Annotated in this window: 20 protein-coding genes; 17 read left to right on the top strand and 3 right to left on the bottom strand. The window is 31.7% G+C overall.

All coding sequences use genetic code 11. The features are described from left to right. Positions 1-190 precede the first annotated feature (190 nt). The 11 genes from GFV01_RS09595 to GFV01_RS09545 all read left to right on the top strand — a co-directional run bounded on the left by GFV01_RS09595 (position 191) and on the right by GFV01_RS09545 (position 12,606). Positions 191-1,588 (top strand): dipeptidase, encoded by a 1,398-nt coding sequence (locus GFV01_RS09595; RefSeq protein ID WP_160567010.1) that lies wholly within the window; start codon positions 191-193, stop codon positions 1,586-1,588. 59 nt (positions 1,589-1,647) lie between these two features. Continuing rightward, entirely contained in the window at positions 1,648-2,979 is a 1,332-nt protein-coding gene (locus tag GFV01_RS09590; protein ID WP_160567007.1) for a DNA recombination protein RmuC, read from the top strand. A 72-nt stretch (positions 2,980-3,051) separates the two neighbouring features. After that, on the top strand, positions 3,052-4,248 hold the full coding sequence (locus GFV01_RS09585; protein ID WP_160567004.1) for a glycoside hydrolase family 10 protein: 1,197 nt from the start codon (positions 3,052-3,054) through the stop codon (positions 4,246-4,248). A gap of 97 nt (positions 4,249-4,345) precedes the next feature. Beyond that, positions 4,346-5,335: a zinc-binding dehydrogenase gene (locus GFV01_RS09580; RefSeq protein WP_160567001.1), complete on the top strand. Its 990-nt coding sequence runs from the start codon at positions 4,346-4,348 to the stop codon at positions 5,333-5,335. A gap of 315 nt (positions 5,336-5,650) precedes the next feature. Then, positions 5,651-7,414: an arginine--tRNA ligase gene (argS, locus tag GFV01_RS09575; protein WP_160566998.1), complete on the top strand. Its 1,764-nt coding sequence runs from the start codon at positions 5,651-5,653 to the stop codon at positions 7,412-7,414. Between the two features lies 1 nt (position 7,415). Continuing rightward, positions 7,416-7,838: a Fur family transcriptional regulator gene (locus tag GFV01_RS09570; RefSeq protein WP_160557821.1), complete on the top strand. Its 423-nt coding sequence runs from the start codon at positions 7,416-7,418 to the stop codon at positions 7,836-7,838. Positions 7,839-7,880: 42 nt separating this feature from the next. Further along, positions 7,881-8,972 carry a DNA polymerase III subunit gamma/tau gene (gene dnaX, locus GFV01_RS09565; protein ID WP_160566995.1) on the top strand — a complete coding sequence of 364 codons (1,092 nt, stop codon included), beginning with the start codon at positions 7,881-7,883 and terminating at the stop codon, positions 8,970-8,972. Between the two features lie 104 nt (positions 8,973-9,076). Continuing rightward, positions 9,077-9,595 (top strand): hypothetical protein, encoded by a 519-nt coding sequence (locus GFV01_RS09560; protein WP_160566992.1) that lies wholly within the window; start codon positions 9,077-9,079, stop codon positions 9,593-9,595. Positions 9,596-9,820: 225 nt separating this feature from the next. Next, on the top strand, positions 9,821-10,558 hold the full coding sequence (locus tag GFV01_RS09555; protein ID WP_160566989.1) for an FKBP-type peptidyl-prolyl cis-trans isomerase: 738 nt from the start codon (positions 9,821-9,823) through the stop codon (positions 10,556-10,558). Positions 10,559-10,586: 28 nt separating this feature from the next. Next, positions 10,587-11,357, top strand: a complete 771-nt coding sequence (locus GFV01_RS09550; protein ID WP_160566986.1) for an FKBP-type peptidyl-prolyl cis-trans isomerase — start codon at positions 10,587-10,589, stop codon at positions 11,355-11,357. A gap of 118 nt (positions 11,358-11,475) precedes the next feature. Next, complete coding sequence (locus tag GFV01_RS09545) at positions 11,476-12,606, top strand: DegT/DnrJ/EryC1/StrS aminotransferase family protein (RefSeq protein WP_160566983.1); 1,131 nt, start codon at positions 11,476-11,478, stop codon at positions 12,604-12,606. A 73-nt stretch (positions 12,607-12,679) separates the two neighbouring features. Here the strand turns inward: GFV01_RS09545 and GFV01_RS09540 are convergent, their stop codons facing one another. After that, positions 12,680-14,050 (bottom strand): hydroxymethylglutaryl-CoA synthase family protein, encoded by a 1,371-nt coding sequence (locus tag GFV01_RS09540; RefSeq protein WP_160566980.1) that lies wholly within the window; start codon positions 14,048-14,050, stop codon positions 12,680-12,682. A gap of 373 nt (positions 14,051-14,423) precedes the next feature. Between GFV01_RS09540 and GFV01_RS09535 the strand changes: the two genes are divergently transcribed. Beyond that, positions 14,424-15,620, top strand: coding sequence for an aspartate aminotransferase family protein (locus GFV01_RS09535; protein WP_160566977.1), 1,197 nt, complete (start codon positions 14,424-14,426; stop codon positions 15,618-15,620). Positions 15,621-15,733: 113 nt separating this feature from the next. Beyond that, positions 15,734-16,450: a purine-nucleoside phosphorylase gene (gene deoD, locus GFV01_RS09530; protein ID WP_160566974.1), complete on the top strand. Its 717-nt coding sequence runs from the start codon at positions 15,734-15,736 to the stop codon at positions 16,448-16,450. Between the two features lie 36 nt (positions 16,451-16,486). On the opposite strand, the gene GFV01_RS09525 is transcribed toward deoD, so the two are convergent. Then, positions 16,487-17,830 (bottom strand): M28 family metallopeptidase, encoded by a 1,344-nt coding sequence (locus tag GFV01_RS09525; protein WP_160566971.1) that lies wholly within the window; start codon positions 17,828-17,830, stop codon positions 16,487-16,489. Continuing rightward, positions 17,817-18,278: an energy transducer TonB gene (locus GFV01_RS09520; protein ID WP_160566968.1), complete on the bottom strand. Its 462-nt coding sequence runs from the start codon at positions 18,276-18,278 to the stop codon at positions 17,817-17,819. The genes GFV01_RS09525 and GFV01_RS09520 overlap by 14 nt, the downstream gene beginning before the upstream one ends. Before the next feature lie 458 nt (positions 18,279-18,736). Between GFV01_RS09520 and GFV01_RS09515 the strand changes: the two genes are divergently transcribed. From GFV01_RS09515 to dgt, 4 genes are all read left to right on the top strand, one after another. Next, entirely contained in the window at positions 18,737-20,410 is a 1,674-nt protein-coding gene (locus tag GFV01_RS09515; protein ID WP_160566965.1) for a M23 family metallopeptidase, read from the top strand. Next, positions 20,397-22,823, top strand: coding sequence for a TonB-dependent receptor (locus tag GFV01_RS09510; protein WP_255448976.1), 2,427 nt, complete (start codon positions 20,397-20,399; stop codon positions 22,821-22,823). The genes GFV01_RS09515 and GFV01_RS09510 overlap by 14 nt, the downstream gene beginning before the upstream one ends. A gap of 142 nt (positions 22,824-22,965) precedes the next feature. Beyond that, complete coding sequence (locus tag GFV01_RS09505) at positions 22,966-24,660, top strand: formate--tetrahydrofolate ligase (RefSeq protein ID WP_185150015.1); 1,695 nt, start codon at positions 22,966-22,968, stop codon at positions 24,658-24,660. A 124-nt stretch (positions 24,661-24,784) separates the two neighbouring features. Continuing rightward, complete coding sequence (dgt, locus tag GFV01_RS09500) at positions 24,785-26,158, top strand: dGTP triphosphohydrolase (protein ID WP_160567022.1); 1,374 nt, start codon at positions 24,785-24,787, stop codon at positions 26,156-26,158. The last annotated feature ends 17 nt before the right edge of the window (positions 26,159-26,175 follow it).

Here is a 26,175-nt window from a genome sequence, read left to right as displayed (position 1 = left end):
TAGCCGCCGGTTTTTTAAAAAAGAAAGCTTTGTATAGAATTATACAAGGCTTTTTTTGTTTTGTATTGAAGTGGTTTTTTTGGTTACCTTCTTTTTACCTGTTTATTACCATCTTCTTATTTATTAATTTCAAAAACTATCCTGGAAGCGGTTTTTTTATTTATATATTTGTTACTATAATAATAAATAAATGGATAAAGCTTTTCAATACCAAATAGAAAATAAACAAAGATATTTAGACGAATTATTTGATTTATTACGAATCCCATCTATTAGCGCGGATTCTGCATATGCTAATGACATAATAAAATGTGCCAATAGTATTTCTAATAATTTAAAAGAATCCGGATTTGAGAATGTTGAAATATGTAAAACACAAGGTAATCCGGTAGTTTATGCTGATAAAATTATTAGCTCTGATCTACCAACAGTTTTAATTTATGGTCATTACGATGTACAACCTGCAGATCCCTTGAATCTTTGGGAAACCGATCCTTTCGATCCTGTAATAAGAAAATCAAACTTACATCCGGAAGGTGCAATTTATGCTCGAGGATCGGCTGATGATAAAGGTCAATTCTTTATGCATGTAAAGGCTATTGAGTCTCTTATAAAAACAAATACTTTACCATGTAATGTAAAATTAATTATTGAAGGAGAAGAAGAAATAGGTTCTGTCAATTTGGGGAATTTTTTAAAAGAAAATTTGAGCAAACTTTCATGTGATGTTATATTGATATCAGACACACATATTTTTTCAAATCAAGTTCCGACCGTTACAACAGGTTTAAGAGGTCTAAGTTATGTAGAAGTTGAAGTAGAAGGGCCTAATCGAGATTTACACTCCGGTTTATATGGTGGTGCAGTTCCTAATCCTATTAACGTGCTTTCTGATATGATCGCTTCGTTAATTGATAAAGACGGCAAAATTACTGTTAAAGGATTCTATGATAAGGTAATAGAAATATCTCCTGAAGATCGGGCAGAATTAAATAAAATTCCTTTTGATGAAGAAGAGTTTAAAAAATCAATCGGTTTAAAAGGGACGCAAGGGGAAAAAGGATATAACTCGTTAGAGAGAACATCTATACGACCTATCTTAGATGTAAATGGTATTTGGGGAGGTTATACAGGAGAAGGAGCTAAAACTGTTATTCCATCAAAAGCTCATGCTAAAATATCCATGAGGTTAGTTCCTGACCAAAATCCTGAGGAAATAACTGAATTGTTTACAAAACATTTTTTATTCATTGCTCCGGAAAGTGTTAAAGTAAAAGTCACCTCTCATCACGGAGGTAATGCATACGTTTTACCCTCCTCAGATCCCGGATATAAAGCAGCTAAACTGGCTATGGAAAAAACCTTTAATAAAGAAGTTTTACCCTACAGAACCGGGGGGAGTATTCCCATTGTTTCTCTATTTGAAGAATTACTGGGAGCAAAATCCGTTTTAATGGGATTTGGATTGGATAGTGATGCTATTCATTCTCCTAATGAACACTATGGTTTATTTAACTTTTATAAAGGAATTGAAACCATTCCCTATTTTCTCAAATTTTATACAGAAAACTTACGAAGTAAAAAATAATATTTAAAACGTAAGTAGAACTTGATTTTTCAAACATCCATTTTTGTACTCATATATTTATGATTGAAATATTTTTGGTTTTACTATTTAGTATCATTTTTTTATTAATAGGAATATATATCGGAAAAAAAATTAATGATTCATCCATTAATTCCGAAAAAATTCTTTTAAATGAAAAAATAAAAGTTTTACATGCCGGTTTGAGTAAAAGTGAAGAGCTAAAAGAAAAAGAGTTGTTTGAAAAGGAAAAAATAAAAAAGGAAAGAGAACAATTATTGCTTGAATTAGCTCGTAAAGATGCCGATTTTGAAAACCTAATGCATAAAAATAAAGAGCAAAAATTAGAGATTGAAGAAATTCAAGATAATTTTAGGAAAGAATTTGAGATAATAGCAAGTAAAATACTGGAACAAAAAACTGAAAAATTTACAGAACAAAACAGGCATAATATAAAAACACTTTTAGATCCCTTACAAGAAAAAATTTCCGTTTTTGAAAAGAGAGTGGAAGAAAGCCAAAAAGAAAATATAGGGATCTATGCATCTTTAAAAGAACAATTACATTATTTACAAAATCAAAATTTAAGAATCTCTCAGGAGGCTGAAAATCTTACTAAAGCTCTTAAAGGAGATACAAAAATTCAAGGAAATTGGGGAGAATTAGTTTTAGAAAGAGTTTTAGAAAAATCGGGATTAGAAAAAGGAAGAGAATATTTTATACAAGAACGCTTGTGTTCTGAAGATGGAAAACGGTATATTCCCGATGTAATCATATATCTTCCTGATAATAAAAAGATGATTATAGATTCCAAAGTTTCTTTAATAGCCTATGAACGTTACATAAACAATGATAATGAAGATGAAAAAAAACTTCATTTAAAAGATCATATAAATTCTATTAAAAAACATGTTAATCAACTTTCATCGAAAAATTACCAGGGGTTATATGCAGAAAATTCATTAGATTTTATATTACTTTTCATCCCCATTGAAACGGCTTTTTCTTTAGCTTTAAATTATGAATCTTCTTTATATAATAAAGCCTTCGAACAAAATATTGTCATAGTTACTCCATCTACTCTTTTAGCAACCTTGAAAACTATTGATAGTATGTGGAATAACCAAAAGCAACAAAGAAATGCATATGAAATAGCTAAAACTGCCGGTAATTTATACGATAAATTTGAAGGATTTCTACAAGATTTGTTGCGTATAGGGAAAAAAATGGATGAGGCTAAAAATGAATATGGAAACGCTATGAACAAGCTGGTAGAAGGGCGAGGTAATCTTGTCTCTCAAATACATAATTTAAAAAAAATGGGTGCAAAAGCTAAGAAAACCTTGCCTGAAGATCTTATATCAAAAGCTGAAATTTTTGAAAGTGAATCTTAATTTTAAAATACTGTGTAATAAAATTTTATAAATAAATTGAATGAATTCTCTAAGTAATAAATAATAAAATAAATGAAAAGCAAAAAATTATTTTTGATTGTAGCACATTTTTTATCATTAACATTAATTTTTGCCGGTACCAATGAGCCTGTAGAAGAAGAGAATGAAGAAAAAAATACGAAAGAATTCAGGGCCGTATGGGTGGCAACATTTTTAAATATAGATTGGCCTTCAAAACCCGGTTTACCTGCTGAACAACAAAAAGAAGAATTTATAACCTTATTGGAGAATGTCAAAAAATGGAAAATGAATGCCATTATTGTTCAGGTAAAACCCGCATCTGATGCATTATATCCATCTAAATTAAGTCCCTGGTCGGGTTATTTGTCAGGAACGCAGGGTGTTGATCCGGGATACGATCCCCTTGAATTTATGGTTAAAGAAGCACATAAAAGAGATATAGAAATACACGCTTGGTTTAATCCTTTTAGACTTTCTGCAGCCAATGCCAATTGGAGCTCATTGGCTACTGATAATATTGCATTCAAGCATCCCAATTGGGTGGTTAGATATGCCAATCAATTATATCTAAATCCGGGTCTTCCGGAAGTACGTGATTATGTAATACAGTCCATTATGGAAGTAGTTAATAACTATGAAGTAGATGGTATTCATTTGGATGACTATTTTTATCCCTATAAAGTAGGTAAACTCGATTATCCTGATTTTACGGCTTACACTAAATATGGGGTAACTTTTGCCAGTAAAGCAGATTGGAGAAGAGACAACATTAATACTTTTGTACAAAAATTATATAAGAGCATTAAATCCAAAAATAAAGATATAGAATTTGGAATTAGCCCATTTGGTGTTTGGAGAAATCAAAATAATGATCCTTTAGGATCGAAAACCAAAGCATTACAAAATTATGACGATTTGTACGCTGATGTTTTACTTTGGATGAGAAAAGGGTGGTTAAACTATGTAGCTCCTCAATTATATTGGCATCGAGGACATAATCTTGCCGATTATGCCACTTTAGTGGAATGGTGGAGCAGCATGGCCAAAGAAACAGACACCAAACTGTATATAGGAATGGCGGCCTATAGAGTCAATCAATGGAAAAATCCGAATGAACTTGTTGAGCAAGTATATTATAATCGTGAATTTCCAGAAGTTAAAGGAAGTATATTTTTCAGTTATAAATCACTAGTAAATGATCCTAAAGGGGTTCTTACCAATCTAATATCCGGACCTTTTGCAGAATAAATTCTTTAAAGTATTAAAGTGTTGGTTTCGATAAAATCTTAATTTGAGTTGAGCAGTTTACATATCATTTATAAATCTATATAATTTGACGATAATTATGAACGAAATATATTCAAAAGCTTGGTGTTGGCAGCATAGAGGAGAACCGGAAGATTTAATTTGTAAAGAATATAAAATCAGAGAAATTGAAGATGATGAAGTACTCATTAAAAATACTGTCATAGGACTTAATCCGGTTGATTGGAAACTGATATCATCCGGCAATCCTTCATGGGTAAAAGATCAGATTCCCGGAGTAGATGGAGCTGGTATTGTTATTAAAACAGGAAAGAAAATGAAGCGTATACAAATCGGAGCAAGAGTATGTTATCATTCTGATCTTACCCAAGCAGGCAGTTTTTCCACTTATACTATTCTTAAAGGGAACCGCATTATGCATATTCCTGAAAAACTTAGTGATTATGCAGCTGCAGCATTTCCTTGTCCATCCTTAACCGCCTGGCAGGCTATGCAGAAGATTCCGGATATACATAATAAAAATGTACTAATAAGCGGAGCAGGAGGATCGGTAGGATATTTTCTTACCCAATTAATTCTGAATGCAGGAGCTAAGGTTTATATAACTGCCGATCTCCAACATCATAACGAATTTTATAAGATGGGAGTTAGTAAAGCAGTCGACTATAAAAATGATGATTGGAAAAATGAAATAAAAGAGGCTCTACCCGGAAGTAACTTTGATGTTATTTTTGACACGGTTAGTGGAAATCATGCTTCTCAACTTTTAGATCTAGCAGCCTATTATGGACATATAGTTGCCATACAAGGAAGAGTAGATACTAATCCTTTACCTCCATTTTCAACTTGTGTTTCCTTACATGAAATCGCTTTGGGAGCATTTCACCGATTTGCATCGGAAAAACAAACGGTTCAATTAATGACTGATGGGGAGAAACTTTTACAACAAATCAGTACAGGTAAATTAAAGTTGAGAGATCAAAAAATCAGCAGTTTTGACCGTTTACCTACTCATCTGGCCGAAATGAAACATACTAATTCCAGTTATAAATATCTTATTGAAGTATAGATAATTTTTTATAATAAAATGGTGTAATAAAGGAAGCAAACCTATTGATAAGAATATATGATAAACTATTGGTGATTATTAATAAATTATGTCTTCAAGAAATATTTATTTTATATAATTTGAAGATTTTATAAATAATAAGCATGTAAATTTAAATAAGTCTACTATGAATTATTGCTATAATTTGTCTATAAACTATAAATAATACATCGTAAAAAGAATACGTCATCATATTTGTGTTAATTGAAGTAGGATATAAAGTTACACATTTAAGGGAAATGCCTAAATTTGTACATTCACTAGTAATTAAAAACAATGAACCTAAAGTCTTATATAAAAGAACAAAGTATACAAGCAATTGAAAATTTATTTCAACAGAAAGTTGAAGATGTTGAAATACAAATAACTAAAGATGAATTTGAAGGAGATTATACTTTAGTGGTTTTTCCCTTTGTTAAGCTAGTGAAACAGAAGCCGGAGGAAATAGCCAATAAAATAGGATCATATCTTACAGCTAAAGAGGAATTTGTTGCTTTTAATGTAGTTAAAGGCTTTCTTAACCTCTCTTTAAATCCGACCGTTTTTACTAAACTATTAAAAGAAAAATATTCAGTTAAAGATTTTAAGCTTACGAAAAAGCATACTGAAAAAATAATGGTTGAGTATTCCTCTCCTAATACCAATAAACCAATTCATTTAGGACATATAAGAAATAATTTATTAGGATTTTCAATTAGTAACATCTTAAAAGCAGCAGGAAATGAGGTGTTGAGAGGACAAATAATTAATGATAGGGGCATTCATATTTGCAAGTCCATGTTGGCATGGAAAAAATATGGAAATGGAGAAACTCCACAAACAACAGGAATCAAAGGAGATCATTTGGTAGGAAAATATTATGTTATTTTCGATCAAAAATACAAAGAAGAAATACAATCTTTAATTTCATCGGGAATGGATGCAGATGAAGCTAAGAAAAAAGCACCCATTCTTTTAGAAGCTCAAGAAATGCTGAAAAAGTGGGAAGACGGAGATGCGGAAATAAAAGCTTTGTGGAAAGAGATGAACAGTTGGGTGTATTCAGGTTTCGAGAAAACATATCAAAGATTAGGAGTATCTTTTGATTTAGTCCAATATGAAAGTGACACCTATTTGCTGGGAAAAGATGTTATTGAAGAAGGACTTAAAAAAGGAATTTTATTTAAAAAAGAAGATGGATCTGTTTGGGCAGACTTAACAGAAGAGGGATTAGATCAAAAATTATTGTTGAGAGGAGACGGAACCTCTGTCTATATCACACAAGACTTAGGAACAGCCGTTGAAAGATTTACCCGTTACCATCTTAATGAATTAATCTACACAGTAGGAAATGAACAAGATTATCATTTTCAGGTACTGTTTCTAATTTTAAAAAAATTAGGGTATCAATGGGCAGATAAATTATATCATCTTTCCTACGGAATGGTAGATTTACCAAGTGGAAAGATGAAATCAAGAGAAGGTACGGTGGTTGATGCAGATGAATTAATGGAAGAAATGCATCAAGAAGCAGTTAAAAAAACTTCCGAATTAGGAAAATTAGAAGGTTACACCGAAAATGAAAAAGAACAAGTGAATGAACTTATTGGCTTAGGCGCATTAAAATATTTTATTTTGAAAGTTGATCCTAAGAAACGAATTTTATTCGACCCTAATGAAAGTATAGAGTTCAATGGAAATACCGGTCCGTTTATCCAATATACATATGCCCGGACTTGTTCCGTGCTTAGAAAAGCCGCAAAGCAAACCTTAGAAATTAAAGATAAAGAATTAAATAAGGCAGAACAAAAATTAATCATACTATTATCCTCCTATGAGGAACTAATTGAAAAATCTGCTGCAGATTTAAATCCCGCATTAATAGCCAATTATATTTACGATGTCTCTAAAGAATATAACTCTTTCTATCAAAGTAATCGTATCTTGGATGTCGAAAATGAATCAGAGCAACAACTGCGTTTGGCAATAACCCAGTGGACCGGAAATGTGATTAGACACGGGTTAAGTTTATTGGGTATCGGGGCACCGGAAAGAATGTAGTATGTTGTATGATTTAGAAAACATATTAAAACAAAAAGATATAAATCCCACAGCCATGCGTTTATTGGTTTTAGATTATTTTCTAAAACAAAATACCGCTTTATCCTTATCGGATTTGGAGTCTGGTTTTGATTATTCTGACCGAACTACTCTATTCAGGACTTTAAAGACTTTTGAAAAAAAAGGATTATTGCATACTATAAATGATGGGCATATAACTGTTTATGCCTTATGTATGGATAATTGTTCTGAGGAGCAACATGCTGACAGCCATATGCATTTTTGTTGCAAAAATTGTAAAAAAATATACTGTATGCGGACTGTAAAAACGCCGAACATAAATATTCCTGAAGGATTTATCGCCGAAAAATTAGATATTGTTATTCATGGATTATGTAACGATTGTGCAGAGAAACCTATCTAAAAATTAACAGAAAAAGCAGAAAATTAGTAACTTTGTACACTCATGGAAAACTTTGTAGTTTCAGCCCGAAAATATAGACCTTTAGAATTTGATGCTGTTGTAGGGCAAAGTCACATAACCAATACTTTGGAACATGCCATTGATAATAATCAATTAGCTCAGGCATTGCTTTTCTGTGGACCTAGAGGAGTAGGTAAAACTACATGTGCCCGTATTTTAGCTAGAAAAATTAATGAAAAATACGGAGAAACTGATGAGAATGATTTTGCATTCAATATATTTGAATTAGATGCAGCTTCCAATAATTCCGTAGACGATATACGGAATCTGATTGAACAAGTGCGTTACGCTCCTCAGGTAGGAAAATATAAAGTATATATCATTGATGAGGTGCACATGCTGTCTAATGCTGCTTTTAATGCTTTTTTGAAAACATTGGAAGAACCACCTGCACATGCCATTTTTATTTTGGCAACAACAGAAAAGCAAAAGATTATTCCTACCATTCTTTCAAGATGTCAGATTTACGACTTCAAGAGAATTGAAGTAAACGATATAAACAATCATTTAAAAAAAATAGCTCAAGAAGAAGGCATTCAATATGAAGAAGATGCATTGTATATTATCGCCCAAAAAGCAGACGGGGGATTACGCGATGCTCTTTCTATGTTTGACCGACTCGTTACTTTTACTCAAAAAAACTTAACAGTTGCATCCGTTACAGAAAACCTAAGCATTCTTGATTATGAATATTATTTTAAAATAACGGATTTAGCTTTAAAAAATGATATTCCGGGATTACTATTAGCTTTTAATGATATTATAAAAAAAGGATTTGATCCACAATTATTTATTTCAGGATTAGGAAGTCATTTTAGAGATTTAATGGTAGCACAGAATCCTCAAACAATTTCCCTGTTGGAAGTAGGAGACAATACCAAGCAAAAATATTTGCAACAAGCTCAAAATTGCTCAACCAGATTTTTGATAGACGCTATTGAAATTTGTCATCAGGCTGATATAAACTTTAGGAATAGTAAAAGTCCTAAACTATCCATTGAAATAGCCTTAATGCAATTGGCATCTTTAACAGCTGGTGAATCTCCCACAACTAAAAAAAAAAGTTTAGAATAATACCACCTTCTAATCATCTTCCTGCAAAGCAGGAAAATAAATTATCACCCCAAACCATAAAATCCGAGGAAGAGAAACAGATAGAAAAAGTTGGTAATTCTCAGGTGAAAGTTGAAAATAATTTACTTTCAAAACCAATTGTAAAAAGTGGAATACCTCTGGGAAATCAAACTAAAAAAAGATCATTTCTTTCAATAAAGGGATCGCTTCACACGGCTTCTCAAAAAGAAGAAAAGGTAGTTAATTTAGATTTTTCCGAAAGAGATAAAGACGATTTTACTGAAGATCAAGTAAAGAGTTTTTGGAATACCTATTTGGAAACTTTAAAAAACCAACCGGTTTTATATAGTGTTTTAAATACGACTCAATGCAATGTTAAGCCGAATCATACTATTTTTTTTGAATTTCCTTCCAATTCAGCTTATGACGAATTTGAACACTTACATGAAGATATTTTTCAAAAACTGAAAAAAGAGTTGAATAATTATTCCATTAATTTTAAATATCGAATTAAGGAAACTCAAAGAACGATCCTTTTAACAGATAAAGATAAATATGAAAAAATGGTAAAGGAAAATCCATTATTAGAGAAATTAAGAAATGATTTTCGATTAGATTTTTAAAATTACTGATAAAATATAATGAACAACACTTATTTATAAGATTTTTACTTATTAAAAAAGAATAAATTCTTTTTTATAGAATATTAACTTAAATTTATATTCGTGTTTCAATAAATTATCGGATATTTGCAGGGTACTTATAATATTGGAAAAAATAATTTAAAAGTTATATTATTCAGTATAAAAATTAGAAGGTCAATAATAAAAATAATAAATTTTAAACGAATGAAAAAAAATAAAATCGTTACATTATTAGGTATAGTTTGCTCATTATCACTTTCTGCACAAGATAAAATTGAATTAAAAACGGATAAAGAAAAATTATCGTATTCTTTAGCATATAACATTGTTCAAAGTTTAAAGCAACAAGATATGTTAGAAGAAATAGATATTAATATATTTAATCGGGCATTTAGGGATGAATTAGCCGGTAAACCATCGATTTATCCTATGGATTCTGTAAATTCCTTTATGCAGAAATATTTTTTTAAAAAAAGACAAGAACTAGAAAATAAAAGAAAACAACAAGGAGAAGTAAATAAAACTCAAGGCTTGGCTTTTTTAGAAAAAAATAAAAAGAAAAAAGGAGTAATTACAACTGCTTCAGGGCTACAATATGAGGTTATAGAAAAAAGCAAATCTACTGAAAAGCCCAACGAAAATGATATGGTAAAAGTTAAGTATACCGGTAAACTTCTTGATGGAAAAATATTTGATTCGACTGATAAGAATAATTCTGGTAACCCAATTGAATTTCAATTAAACAGAGTAATTAAAGGTTGGACTGAAGGAGTATCCTTAATGAATAAAGGTTCAAAATATAGATTTTTTATCCCTTCCGAACTTGCTTATGGAGAAAATGGAGCGGGAATGGATATAGGACCTAATTCTGTATTGATTTTTGATATTGAATTAGTGGACTTTAAAAAACCGGAAGATAATAAAGAAAACTCAGCCAATTAAAAAAAATTATATTTAACTATTTAACACAATGATAAAGAAAACAATTTTACTGGCATTAGCAGGTATCAGCCTTGTTGCATGTAATAAGGAAGGACGAAGAGTTACAAAATTAAATACCGATGATGAAAAAGCAGCCTATGCAATTGGCTTAGATCTTGCTCGTAATTTTAAAATTCAAGGGTTTGATAAAGATTTAAATGTAAATATTATTAAACAAGCCATGGAAGACAAATTTGAGGGTAAACAATTATTATTTTCAGAAGATTCCATACAATCTTTTATGACTGTTTATGTTCCTAAACATTTGGAAAAAATAGCTAAAAGGAATGCAGAAGAAAGTAAAAAATTCCTAGAAGAAAATAAAAAGAAAGAAGGCGTTAAAACAACAGCTTCAGGACTACAATATAAAGTTGAAAAAGAAGGAAACGGAGCAAAGCCAACCGATGAAGATATGGTATCCGTAAATTATGTATTGAAAACAACCGATGGTTCTGTGATTGAAGATTCTAAAAAACAAACCGAAGGTAAACCGGCAGATATTCCTTTAGCAAGAGTCGTACCCGGATGGAAAGAAGGGGTTAAATTGATGTCTAAAGGAGCCAAATACATATTGTATGTACCTTCAGACTTAGCCTATGGGGAAAATGGCCCTGCAGGTCCTAATCAAGCTCTAATATTTGAAGTGGAATTGGTTGATTTTAAACCAATACCTAAAGATGTAAAAAATGAAGCACCTATGCAGATTACACCTCAACAATTAGATCAAATAAAAGAACAAACCCAACAGGAACAAAAGTAAATTACTCTTATAAAAAAGTAGATGAGATAGAAAAACTCTTATTTTTAATAAGAGTTTTTCTTTTTATAGAAGCGGCATTACAAATTCATTTAGTAAATTTGTGTTCAAAATTTTACATATGAAGAAAATTCAAATGGTGGATTTAATCAACCAATACCAGCATATAAAACCTACTGTAGATAAAGGATTTGAAGAAGTATTAAACACCGCTTCTTTTATCAATGGACCGCAAGTCAATTCATTTGCTCAAAATTTAGAAAAATATTTAGATGTAAAACATGTTATTCCATGCGGTAATGGTACAGAAGCATTACAAATAGCTCTAATGGCTCTGAATCTACAACCCGGTGATGAAGTCATAACCGCTGATTTTACTTTTGCAGCAACCGTGGAAGTAATTAGCTTGTTAAAGCTAAATTCTGTTTTAGTAGATGTAGATTATGATACTTTTACTATAAGTCCGGATGCCATAAGAAAAGCCATTACACCTAAAACAAAAGCTATTATTCCTGTGCATTTATTTGGGCAATGTGCAAATATGGAAGAAATTATACAAATTGCAAATGAACACAATTTATATGTTATTGAAGATAATGCCCAAGCTATAGGTTCAGAATATACATTTAGAAACGGAACTCGTAAAAAATCAGGAACAATGGGGATTATAGGAACCACTTCCTTTTTTCCTTCTAAAAATTTAGGTTGTTACGGCGACGGAGGTGCCCTTTTTACAGATAATGATGAATTAGCACATAAAATGCGCGGAATTGTTAATCATGGAATGTACAAAAGATATTACCATGATGAAATTGGGGTAAATTCACGATTGGATAGTTTACAGGCAGTGGTCTTGAATGCAAAATTACCTTTATTGGATTCCTATAATGAAAAGAGAAGAAAGGCTGCTGACTATTACGATCAAGCTTTTTCCAATCATCCTAATTTAGTTATTCCTGTAAGAATGGAAAATTATTCCACCCATGTGTTTCATCAATACACGTTAAAAGTGATTAATTCAGATAGAGATGCTTTACAAAAATATCTTTCAGAAAGAGAAGTTCCTGCAATGATATACTATCCTGTACCTTTAAGAAAACAAAAAGCTTACGATAACGGAAATTATAAAGATGAAGATTTTCCGGCAACCAATAAGCTAATCAATGAAGTAATTTCTTTACCTATGCATACGGAATTGCAAGATGATCAGCTAAAATATATTACAGAAACAGTCTTAAGTTTTTTTAAATAAAAACGGTAAAGATCCTAAAAATAGAAAAAGCCTGAGAATATTCTCAGGCTTTTATATTATATTAAATAATTTTTTATTGTTTAAACTTATAATATCTAGCACCCAATAATACAGGATTTTCATGTTCAATACTTTCCAACATATATTCATTTTTAGGAGCAAGTACAGATGTTTTTAATTCTTTTTTATATAAAGCATGATAAGTATCCATATCAATAGCCTGAGTTTGTTCAAGTGTTTCAAACAAGTGAAGCTTTTCAGATTGAGTTTTCCATTCCTTTTCAATCACACCTTCAAATGCCTTCGATTTTGAACCGCTACCATAAGCTAAAAAGCCAAATTTTTCTCCGATAATTTCGGAATTGTTTTTTACATGATAATACAAGGTAGATAATAATCCCATAAAAATTGATCCGGTATACATATTTCCAATATTGGAAGAAGCAACTTCGGCAGGAGCAAACTTTTCTTGTACAAAAGATTTATATTCAGGAGTTTTACTTATTTCCTTGAGTTTATCGGTGTATTCCTTTTCTTGAGTAGGTAAAGATTCTTTTAAATCGGAATCTAAGGCATATATTTCAGAAAACATTCTTCTCCCTTGAAAAGAATAAGGAGAATGCACAATTATATTTTTCCATTGTTGATAAAGAGTGGTTTCAATGCTTAATAATTTTTTAAGATGAAAATAGGCACCCTTCAGTCTATTTTGATAACAAATATTCGAATATTGACCGTCAAAAATAGGTTGTTCCTTAAAAAGATTGATTTCGTCTTCTTCTATTCCGAACCAAATCGGATTATTATCTTTTTCAGTGACTTCTTTTTTTGATAAGCTTCTTTTAGGCTTAAAAAAATCAAAAACCCCTTTTGTGCTAATTCCAATTTTATTTTTGATAGAAATGATTCTCGGATTTGCAGACAATAATAAAGCTACAGCACCTGCTCCTTGTGTATATTCTCCGGTAGAATTCAGGTCATACTTTGCATAATCCGTACCGATGACTATCGCTTTTTTATCAGGATTCACTCGAATATAATCTAATGAATTATGTAGGGCATCTACCCCTCCAATACAGGCAAAAGTAAGGTCTACTACATCGCAATGCTCAAAAGAACCTTCCCCATAAAGATCTTCCATTAGGGATACCAGAAAAGAGCCGATAGGTTTGGAAGAATCAATACCGCTTTCAGTACCTATATAAATTCGGCTAATTTCTTCCGGGCGCAATCCTTCTTGCTCCAATAACTTTTTTAGAGCGTTAGCGGCAAAAACTATTACGTCTTGATGAACATCAGGAAGCGACATTTTAAGTAAACCTAAACCCTTTTCAAGCTTTGCCGGTTCAATGTCCCTAGCAATTGCTAATTCTTTTATAGGTAAATATATTTTCGGGATATCAAAAGAAAATGCGTCAATACCCACTTTTACATCATAATTCATAATATCAATAAATTCTTTACAAAAGTAGTAAAAACAAATGTATTTTAGGTTGGTATAAAGTTTTATCAAAAGGAAAAGTAACAGGTGTTGAGACTGTTTTTAAGTGAAATATTATATTTTATAAATCTTAAATATTTTCATAAAATACCTATACAGAATAATTTATTTAAAACTATAATTAAATATCTTAAAAATATTGTATAAGAAAAGATATAAAAAAAAATAAAGTTGAATCGTCTTGGTGATATTTATCATATAATAATAACCAAAAATCAGAATAATAAAAAGAATTTTTTAAGTAATAATTATTAAAAATTTACCATTTACAAGCTGCAATATATTCCGTATTTTTGCGTGTAAAAATCATTGAGAAATGGGTAAATTACAAGAGGATTTTTTTAAATATCAAGCAAAAACAACTTTTTATGCCTCAGGTTTTGAAGTAGACAAAGCAGTAGGAAATTATATTTACGGAAAAGATGGCAAGGCATATCTGGACTTTGTAGCGGGAGTTTCGGCAAATACTTTAGGTCATTCCCACCCGAAAGTTATTCAAGCGATTAAAGATCAGGCGGATAAATACTTACACGTAATGGTATATGGAGAATATGCCATGGAAAAGCCGGTGCAGATATGTAAAATGTTATCGGAAAATTTACCGGATCCGCTCCATACAACCTATTTGGTCAATTCCGGAACGGAAGCCATAGAAGCATCCATGAAGTTAGCTAAACGATATACAGGCAGGCAAGAAATCATATCGTTTATTGATGCTTATCACGGAAACTCGCAAGGTTCCTTGAGTTTAGCAGGTAGGGATACTAATAAAAAGCCTTTTGAGCCTTTATTGCCTCAAATTAATTTTATACGCTTTAATAAAGAAGAAGATTTAGCTAAAATAACCGAAAAAACAGCGGGAGTAGTAGTTGAAACCATTCAAGGGGCGGCAGGATTTATAACCCCTGAAAATAATTATTTGAAAAAATTAAAAAACAGATGTGAAGAAGTCGGAGCATTACTAATATTAGACGAGATACAGCCCGGATTTGGCAGAACAGGTAAGTTGTTTGCTTTTCAGTGGTATGACCTGGTTCCCGACATTTTGGCCATGGGAAAAGGTATGGCCGGAGGAATTCCGATAGGAGCCTTTATGGCTTCTGCTGAAATAATGGATACTTTAGCAGATCATCCTAAACTAGGTCATGTGACCACTTTCGGCGGTAATCCCATTCCGGCTGCAGCAGCTTGTGCGGTTATGGAAGAATTATTGACAACCGATTTGATGGATCAAGTTCACAGCAAAGAAAAATTATACAGAGAAAAATTAAAACATAAGGAAATTCTCTCCATTAACGGAAGAGGTCTAATGTTGGCTGTGCAACTGCGATCACCTGAATTTAGTTTAAAAGTAGCTGAAAGATGTATGCACAAAGGATTAATCGTTTTTTGGCAATTATACAGAAATGAATTCTTACGAATTTCGCCTCCATTAACCATTACTCCGGAAGAGATTATTAAAGGATGTGATATTATTTTAGAATCCATCGATGAAGTAGCTAAAGAATTTTAAATTGTACTAAGTTCTAAACGAATAATAATTCAAGTTTTAATTAAACCAATAACTAATCAAGTAAAGATAGTATTCTTATCTTTACTTCACGAAAAAAACTAAAATTAAATAATATGGCAACTGCACACATTCAGGCAGAATTCGGAGAAATTGCAAAAACAGTATTGATGCCCGGAGATCCCTTAAGGGCTAAATATATAGTGGATAAATATTTAGAAAATCCAATACAATTTAATTCTGTCAGGAACATGTTTGGATATACCGGTCTTTATAAAGGAAAAAAAATATCTATTATGGGATCCGGTATGGGAATGCCAAGTATAGGTATCTATTCTTATGAGCTATTCTCTCAGTACGGAGTTGACACTATTATACGAATTGGTTCAGCAGGTTCGTATGTTGAAGACATTAAAATATATGACGTAGTATTAGGAAATAGCGCATATAGTGAATCCTCTTATGCAAAAGTTCAGTCAGGATACGACAAAGATAAAACCTATCCGTCAGAAGAATTAAATGTATTTATTGCAAAGAAAGCAATTGAATTGAACATCTCAATTCATGAAGCTTGTATACATTCCAGTGATGTTTTTTATGTAGAAGGAGGAACTGATTATAAAAAATTAATTCAAGATCATGGTTGCGGTTGCGTAGAAATGGAGAGTTTTGCTCTATTCCATAATGCCCAAGTTTTAGGTAAGAATGCAGCTTGTTTATTGACCATCTCTGATTCATTCATTACAAAAGAAAATATATCAGCACAGGAGAGACAATCCTCCTTTGATACAATGATGGTTCTAGCTTTGGAATCAGCTATCGGTTTTCAATAAAAATTCATGATAAATAAAGTTAAAGGCAAGTAATTTTTACTTGCCTTTTTTATGAATATATAATAATACATTTATAAATTTAGTTAGTAGGGCCACCAACTTATCGAAGGCATACAGAGAAACTTCTGTATCGTATATATCATGATATCCGCTTTTTCCCCCTAAAGTATAAATATAAAAAGAAGGAACTCCTTTTTCGTAAAAAGGGCAATGATCGCTATTACAGGCACTTCCTCTGATTTTAACCTGTTTTAAATAATTATACATATAACTTATATTGTCAAGCTTAGTAAATTGTTTAAAATACTCTTTACCGTTTACAACTTGTATTCCATCTTCTCCCGTACCTACCATATCAAAATTTATTAAAAATTTAATTTTCTTCAGATCGAACAAAGGATGATCCACAAAATATTGAGAACCTTTTAATCCTGCCTCTTCTCCGGCAAAAGCAATGAATACTATATCAAAATTGGGTTTATTTTTTACAAAAACTTTAGCCATTGAAAGTAGCAGAGCGACACCACTGGCATTATCATTTGCACCGGGAAATATAACGTCATTAATTTTACCCAGATGATCATAATGAGCAGTTAATACAATAAGGCTGTCGGAACGTTTGCCTTTTATATAACCTACTACATTATTAGCTTCAAAATTAGGTTCAAAATGGGTTTTTATATCTAAAGTGATGGATGAGATAGTATCAGGTACGGATTGATTATTAATAAACAAATTAACGGTTTTAGTTTGTTTAGGACTTAAAGAATGTATAAATTTTGATGAAGTTTGCTGTATTACCAATGGAACTGAAATATCCCAAACTTCATTGCAAATAAGTTGCGGAATCTCACGATATAATTGATTTGCCGATTCCTCCTGTAAAATCAAGTTATCCGGGAAAATTTTATTCGGAAAAACCACTGAACGGGTATTTATTTTTTCCAATTCTTTATCAATATAAGAACGGTCATTCCACTCAAATAAGCTGTCAATAACCCACGTATTAAATATAACGGGAGAAAACGTTCCCTTTAAAGAAGGGGAACCGGCACCAACCAAATAATCTGAACCTAATTTCAGTTCTTTACCATTTACAGAAACAAAACTTTTGTCTATGATATTAATTGGATAAGAAAAGGATTGGAAATATGAATTATGAATTTTAGATAAACCAATTTTTTCAAATTGTGCAGCAATTTCTTCCGATGTTTTTTTCATTCCGTCTTCAACATAGCCTCGACCGGCAAATTCGGAAGAGGTTAGTTTTTTTATCACTTGTTCCGCATATACTTTAGGCGTTTGCGCTACGGATAAATTAAAGAAAAAAATAATTAAAACAATATAACTTTTTGAAATCAGCTTGTTAGTTATGGGCATCTTGAATATAAGGTTTTGATTGATTGGATGGTATTTTAAAATTAACTCGTAAAGTATAATAAGACCGAACATGCTTTTTATTTAATATGGCCGAATTCCATCTGGCTTGTGTTTTCTTTAAAACACGAATAATTTCATCGGCACATCCATATCCTATATCTTTTAAAATTTCAAAATTAGTAATTGTACCGTTTTTTTCAATAACAAATTTTACAATCACTTTTCCTTGAATATGGTTGTTTATGGCTTTAACAGGATATTCAAGATTGGAAGATAAAATTTTGAGTAATTGCTTTCGTCCTCCTTCATATTCTCCTTTTATTTGGACTTGATAGGGTTCATAAATGTTATTTTTAGGTAACGATGATTTTTCTTGAGCAGAAAGAATATTATAAAATAAAATAATGACAATAAATGATAGAACCGTGTGTATGTTTTTTTTTAACATAAAAAGTGGTTTTGTTAAAATTTATAACTATTAAATATTTATACGAGGTAAATTGGTAATAATTTTTCAAATATACGGGATAATTTTTTTTAGGTTTAAATAATTTTAAAATTAAAATTCAATCAGGGGGAGGGATTTTTGTAAACTTCTGGCTAATACGTTCATTTGAAAAGATAAACCTGATTTTTTTATCCTAAATATATAATGAATGTAAATAATATTTTACTATAGAATTCATTATTCTTTGAATGAAATTCAATATCTGACAAATGACTTTGTCACTTAAAGACAGAATAAACTAGTAAGCAAATAACTATTCATATTCATTACCAATTTAAACATCATAAATAAATTTAAACTTAATTAAGTGTTAAAAGAATCTAAATAAAAATGAAATTCTTATTTTTGAGAAAGATTACTATATCATAATACATAAAGATGAATATTTAAAATTTCCCATGAAAAAAATAGCAGTAACAGCATCCCTACTATTCACGCTCTTATCCCATTCACAAAATTATCCTAAAAATTTTGCATCCCCTTTAACTATCCCTATTTATTTATCTGCTAATTATGGAGAACTACGAAAAAATCATTTTCATTCCGGATTGGATATGAAAACCCAACAGAGAACAGGGTTATCTGTGTTGGCTTCTCAAGATGGTTATATTTCTAGAATTAATATTTCACCTTATGGATACGGTAAAGCAATTTATATAGATCATCCCAATGGATACACAACGGTGTATGGTCATTTAAGCGAATTGAAAGGAGCCATTGAAGAAAGAGCACGTAAAGAACAATATAAAAATAAAAGTTTTACTGTTGATTTTTATTTGAAACCGGGAGAACTTCCAATAAAAAAAGGAGAAATTATCGCACTTTCAGGAAACACCGGTGGATCCGGGGGACCTCATTTACATTTTGAAGTTAGAGATACCAAAACAGAAGAAATTTTAAATCCGTTTTTATTCGGATACGATGTTAAAGATCAAATAAAACCTTTATTAAGAGGTACCTGGATTTATCCCGTAAAAGGACAGGTAAATGGTAGCAATTCTAAAATTATAGCGTCTGAAGGTGGAAGTTATAATGTATCAGGAGAAATTGGTTTTGGTGTAAAAGCATACGATCAACAGAGCGGATCTCAAAATTTAAACGGAGTTTATTTTATTAAAACTTGGGTTAACGGTCAAATTCTATCCTTATTTCAAGCGGATAAGCATTCTTTTAGTGAAACCCGTTCTATTAATGCTTCCGTGGACTATCCCGAATTATTGGCTAACAACAGTTGGATATATCGGACTTATTTATTACCGGGTAATTCTTTGCAGATGTATGAACAAAAGGTTAATCGAGGAATTTTAAAAGTAGAAGCAGGTAAAACGTATCAAGTTAAAATAGAAGTGGGAGACTATGCCGGTAATGTTACCGCACGAAGTTTCACCATGAATGGTATTGCTTATAAAAATACAGATGATGCGGAAAAAATAAAATCAGGAAATGAACTTTTAAAAGTAAATTTTAAAAATCCATATTCATTTAAACAGGACGGATTGTTTGTAAACTTTGAAAAAGGATCTTTTTATGAAGATTTCACTTTTAATTATAAAAAAATCGGAAGTAATCAATACCAAGTGCATCAATCATCAGTTCCTATTCACAAAAAATATGAAATCACTATAACACCCGATTGGAGCAATTTGGATAAATCTAAAGCAGATAAATATGTTATTATCAGAGAATCTAATTTCGGTCCATTAAAAAAAGAATATTTAGATACCTCTTATGAAAACGGAAAATATAAAGCAACTCCTAAAGATTTTGGAAAATTCTATCTGGCACTAGATGAATCAATACCTACTATTAGCTGTCCGATGCTCACAAAATCAAAAAAAATAGGAAATAAATTATCATTTAAAATTAAAGACACAGGATCGGGAATTAAAACCTTTGATGTTTTTATCGATGGAAAATGGGTACTTGCTGAATATGAATATAAGCAAAACAGCCTTTTTATTTCTAACTTAGAAAAAGAAGGAATTCGATCAGGTAAGCATCAAGTTGAGATAATAGTTACCGATAAAGTAAATAATAAAAAGATATATACGAGCGACTTTGAAAAATTATAAAATTCTAACATTTCTAGTCTTATGGACGATCTCCTATAGTGTATGGGGGCAGACCATAACTATTTCGGGTAAAATACAAGATAATCACGGTAAGCCAATATCCGAAGCTAAGATTTATGCAAATCCGGAACCATTTTCCATATCTGATAGAAATGGAAATTATGGATTACAGGTACCTTCCCATACTACTATAACTTTAACCGTTGAACATAAGGGGTATTTATCAGATACAAAAACTTTTATAACGTCTGATCAAGATATCAAGATTGATTTTAATCTTATACCCGATAAAGAAAAAGAAATTCCTGAAGTTGTGTTTAAAGGAACTCGAAAAAAAACGGCTGATATAACTATGCAGCAGATTGATGTACACAATCTTGATAATACACCTACTCTTTCCGGAGGAGTAGAAGAAATATTAAATACGGTTTTTGTAAGTACGGCCAGTGAGTTAAGTTCACTTTATAGAGTTAGAGGTGGAAATTACGATGAAAATTTAGTCTATATAAATGGAGTAGAAATATATAAGCCCTTAACCGTGCGAAGCGGACAACAAGAAGGAATGAGCATCATTAATCCGGATATGGTTTCTTCCATTAATTTTTCTGCCGGAGGATTTGAATCTCGATACGGAGATAAAATGTCGAGCGTGTTGGATATTCAATACAGGAAACCTCGAAAATTTGAATCTAGTCTGGAAGCAAGTTTATTAGGGGGCGGAGCAACTGTTGGGTATGCAGACAAAAAAAATAAATTTTCGGGAATTGTAGGTGCAAGATATAGAAATACGGATCTCATTTTAAATACTTTTGATGGAGATACGGATTTCAACCCGCAATATTTTGATGTACAAAGTTATCTTCAGTATACCTGGACTCCTCAATGGAAATTGTCATTTTTAGGAAATTATGCTTCCAATGATTATACAATGGAACCCAAAAATAGAGAAGTAGAATTTGGAACTTTACAACAGCCTATCAAGCTAAATGTCGCCTATAATGGGAATGAAAAAGATAAATATAGAACGGCTAACGGGACGGTCTCTTTAGAATTTAAACCTTCAAATAAACTAGCCTTTAATTTAGATGGATATGCTTTTCATTCTAAAGAACAGGAATATTTTGATATTTCAGCCGGATATAGGTTACAAGAAGCAGATCAGGATACAGGCGATTTCTTGCCTTCCTTCAATTCAGGAGGACAAATAAATCACGGGAGAAACAATTTGGATATGTTGGTATTAGGTACACAATTGAAGGCTAAATATAATTTAAACGTAAATTCAGCATTTGAAGCGGGTTTACAATACCAACATGAAGATATAAGAAACCTTAAAAACGAATGGCAGCTCATTGATTCGGCAGGATATGCCATACCAAGACCTTTAGTACCGCCGGGAAATTTAGATGAATCCGATTTGATTTTAATAAATCATGTCTCAGCTAATAATAAGTTAAAATCCAATCGAGTTAATGGATACTTGCAATATTCAACTAAATTCATGTGGAATACCACTCGTGTATTAATTAATGGAGGAGTTCGAGCAACCCATTGGGATTTTAATGGAGAAACCAATGTGAGTCCTCGAGCACAAATTGCTTTAAAGCCGGATTGGAAGATAGATATGCTTTTTCGTTTTGCTACGGGTTTCTACTATCAACCCCCTTTTTATAAAGAAGCTTTACGGTTAGACGGTACGCTTAATGATAAAATTAAATCGCAACGTTCCATACATTTTATTTTAGGTAATGACTTTGAGTTTAAAATGCTCAACAAACATCCATTTAAATTAACAACAGAAATTTATTACAAGAAATTAGATGATTTAATACCCTATTTTGTAGATAATGTAAGGATAATTTATACCGGAGAAAATAATTCCAAAGGGTATGCCTATGGAATAGATGCCCGATTGAATGGTGAATTTGTAGAGGGTGCCGAATCGTGGTTATCGGTTTCTTACGGTAAAACCGAAGAGAATATTGACGGAAGAGGTTATATACCGCGTCCGACAGATCCGAGATTTAAAATTGGATTATTTTTTCAGGATTATATGAAGAAATATCCTCGATTTAAAGCTAATGTAAATTTAGTCTATGCATCCGGTCTTCCCAACGGAGCCCCTTTATATTCAGATCCGTATAACTATCAAACCACCTTATCGGATTATAAACGAGCCGATGTTGGCTTGACTTATGTTTTTGTGGATCAAAAAAAGAATAAAGCTCGTATCGGTACCGCTTGGGATAAGTTTAAGGAGTTATCGTTGGGGTTAGAAATATTTAATGTTTTTGATGTCAGAAATACGGTCAGTAATGATTGGATCAGAGATGTCAATTCAACTTCTTATTATGCAGTACCTAATAAACTAACGGGAAGGTTTTTTAATGTAAAATTAAATGTAAAATTATAGCCTAGAATCTCCTAATCAGGAAACCTATGATCTGTTGCTATTTTAGGTACTAAGTTAAACAAGTTATAATGTTGAATTATTATTATACGATTATTGATATAAAATATATATATTTGGAATTAAGTATTTAAATTTTAATCAGATGGAAAGTAAACATACATATAAAAAAATAAATTCAGATATAGAAATAGCTCGTTCCATAAAACTGAAACCTATATACGAAATAGCGGAAAACATAAATATTCCTGAAAAGGAAATAATACCCTTTGGAAAATATATAGCAAAAGTTCCCCTTGAGCTGGAATCCAAAGAGAAAATAAACAAATCCAATTTAATTTTAGTAACTTCCATAACGCCAACTAAAGCAGGAATAGGAAAAACAACAGTATCCATAGGTTTGGCTTTAGGGCTCAATAAAATTGGTAAAAAAGCAATAGTTGCTTTAAGAGAACCTTCTTTAGGACCTTGTTTTGGCATGAAAGGAGGAGCTGCAGGAGGAGGATATGCACAAGTGCTGCCCATGGAAAATATCAATCTTCATTTTACAGGAGATTTTCATGCTATAACCTCAGCTCATAATATGATCACGGCATTATTGGATAATTATAATTATCAAAACAGAGGCACTACGGAGGTATTAAAAGAAGTGGTTTGGAAGAGAGTATTAGATGTTAATGATCGAAATCTACGCAATATAGTTTCCGGATTGGGAGGGAATGCTAACGGCGTGATTCAAGAATCGGGATTTGATATAACCCCTGCTTCAGAAATTATGGCTATACTGTGCTTGGCAACGGATATAGATGATTTACGAAGAAGGATTGAAAATATTTTACTGGGCTACAAAACAGATGGTAGCATTTTTACTGTAAAAGATTTGGGTGTTGCAGGAGCTATTACGGTTTTATTAAAGGATGCCCTTCTTCCTAACTTAGTACAAACCACTGAAAATACAGCCGCTTTTGTACATGGAGGTCCTTTTGCCAATATAGCTCATGGGTGCAATTCCGTACTGGCAACAAAAATGGCTATGAGTCATGGAGAATATGTAATTACAGAAGCGGGTTTTGGTGCTGATTTGGGTGCTGAAAAATTTTATGATATAAAGTGCAGAAAATCAGGGTTAGAACCTAAACTCACAGTTCTCGTGGCAACGGCTCAAGGATTGAAAATGCACGGAGGAGTTCCTATATCTCATATAAAGGAAGAAAATGTTGACGGAATCGCTCAAGGGCTTCAAAATTTGGAAAAGCATATCGATAATATTAAATCATACGGACAAACCGTATTAGTTGTTTTTAATAAATATTCAAATGATACAGAGAAAGAAATATCTTTAGTAAAAGAATTTTGTCAAAAAAGAGGGGTTGGCTTTGCGATAAATAATGCATTTACAGAGGGAGGAAAAGGAGCAGTAGACCTGGCAGAATTAGTAGTAGAAACGATAGAAAATAGTCCTTCCGAAAAATTGAAATTTGTATACAAAAATGAAGATTCAATTAAAGTAAAAATTGAAAAAGTAGCTAAAAAAATATACGGAGCTTCATCGGTAAGTTTTAGTAAACAAGCATCTCAAAAAATAAAAAAACTGGAAGATAGCGATATGAGTAAATTTCCCGTTTGCATCGCAAAAACTCAATTTTCATTTTCTGCAAATCCTACGGCTTACGGAGTTATTAAAGACTTTGATTTGGAGATTAGGGATTTGGTAATAAACCGAGGAGCGGAATTTATAGTAGTAATTGCAGGAGATATCATGCGTATGCCCGGTTTGCCAAAAAATCCTGCAGCCATGCATATAAATTTGGTTAATGGCTTAGTAGAAGGTTTAAGTTAAAAATACAATCATCTAATAAATTAAATAAAAATAAATTGGAATAAAGAGATGTATCGTAAAGTGCATACTACCAATATTTAGACATATAAAATAATTTTTATTTTTAATTATCATTAAAAGAATGATGAATATAAACCAACTGTTCTCAGAAAAAAGAACAGGTATACAATATATATCCACGGATAAACAGACAGATGCAAGAAGTGAGTATCAAAGAGATTTTGATCGGGTTATATTTTCAACCTCTTTCAGAAGATTGCAAAATAAAACACAAGTTTTTCCATTGCCGGGAAGTGTCTTTGTACATAATCGGTTGACGCATTCATTAGAAGTGGCTTCAGTGGGCAGATCTCTAGGAAGCGATATTGGAAACTTTATAGCAACAGCCTATGCTTCGGAGCTAACAGAACAAAATAAAGAATTATACAGGCATAGTCTTTACAACGTAATTTCAACAGCTTGTTTATGCCATGATATTGGTAATCCTGCATTTGGACATTCCGGAGAAGATGCAATTGCCAGTTATTTTCAACGAAATGCATCTCAATTAAAAGATAAATTTTCAGCATTAGAATGGAGCGATTTTTTAAATTTTGAGGGAAATGCCAATGCCATACGCATCTTGACACAAAAACAAAACGGTAAGTCCGAAGGAGGTGCTATGCTTACGTATTCAACTTTGGCGTCGATTGCTAAATATCCCTGTGAATCCATAGCAAAAAATAAAAACATAATAGAAAGAAAAAAATTTGGTTTTTTTCAATCCGAAAAAAATACGTTTAAAGACATAGCCCACGAAACGTCTATGATTTTGGTACAAGAAAATCCCTTGTGTTATCATAGACATCCCTTTGTTTGGATTGTAGAGGCTGCCGATGATATTTGCTATAACATTATTGATTTGGAAGATGCCCAACGATTAGGATTTATAAGTGCTCAAATATGTGAAGAACTTTTACAGCAAATTATTGAAGAAATACACGGTAATAATAAATGGAGCAGAGTGAAGAAAAAATTGGATAGTATTGAAGATAAAAACGATCGTATTTCTTTTCTGCGTGCAGTATCAATCGGTGCATTAATTTCCAGATCAGTGGAATTGTATAAAAAATACTTTGAAGAAATTATAAAAGGTACTTTGCAAACTTCCATATATGACTTAATTCAGCAGGAATGCAAAGCAATTCAAACTATCAAAGAATTTTCCAAAACCCATATATATAATCATCGATCGGTAGTTGAAATTGAAAATGCAGGATATAATGTGATGTATGAATTACTGGATCATTTTATACCGTCAATTTTAAAATCAGAAAAAGAACGTTTAGGATATGAAAAAAGAGCGGTTCAACTCATTCCTAAACAGTTTCTATATGAAGACAAAGGAGATTATGAAAAAGTTTTGGGTATTATTGATTTCGTATCGGGAATGACCGATAATTACGCAACAGATTTATACAGAAAAATTAAGGGAATTGATATAGGCATGACTTTGTAACTGGATATTTAAGCAAA

The sequence above is a fragment of the Apibacter sp. B2912 genome (assembly GCF_009827835.1).
GTDB lineage: Bacteria > Bacteroidota > Bacteroidia > Flavobacteriales > Weeksellaceae > Apibacter.
This window is presented reverse-complemented; position numbering and strand designations above follow the sequence as displayed.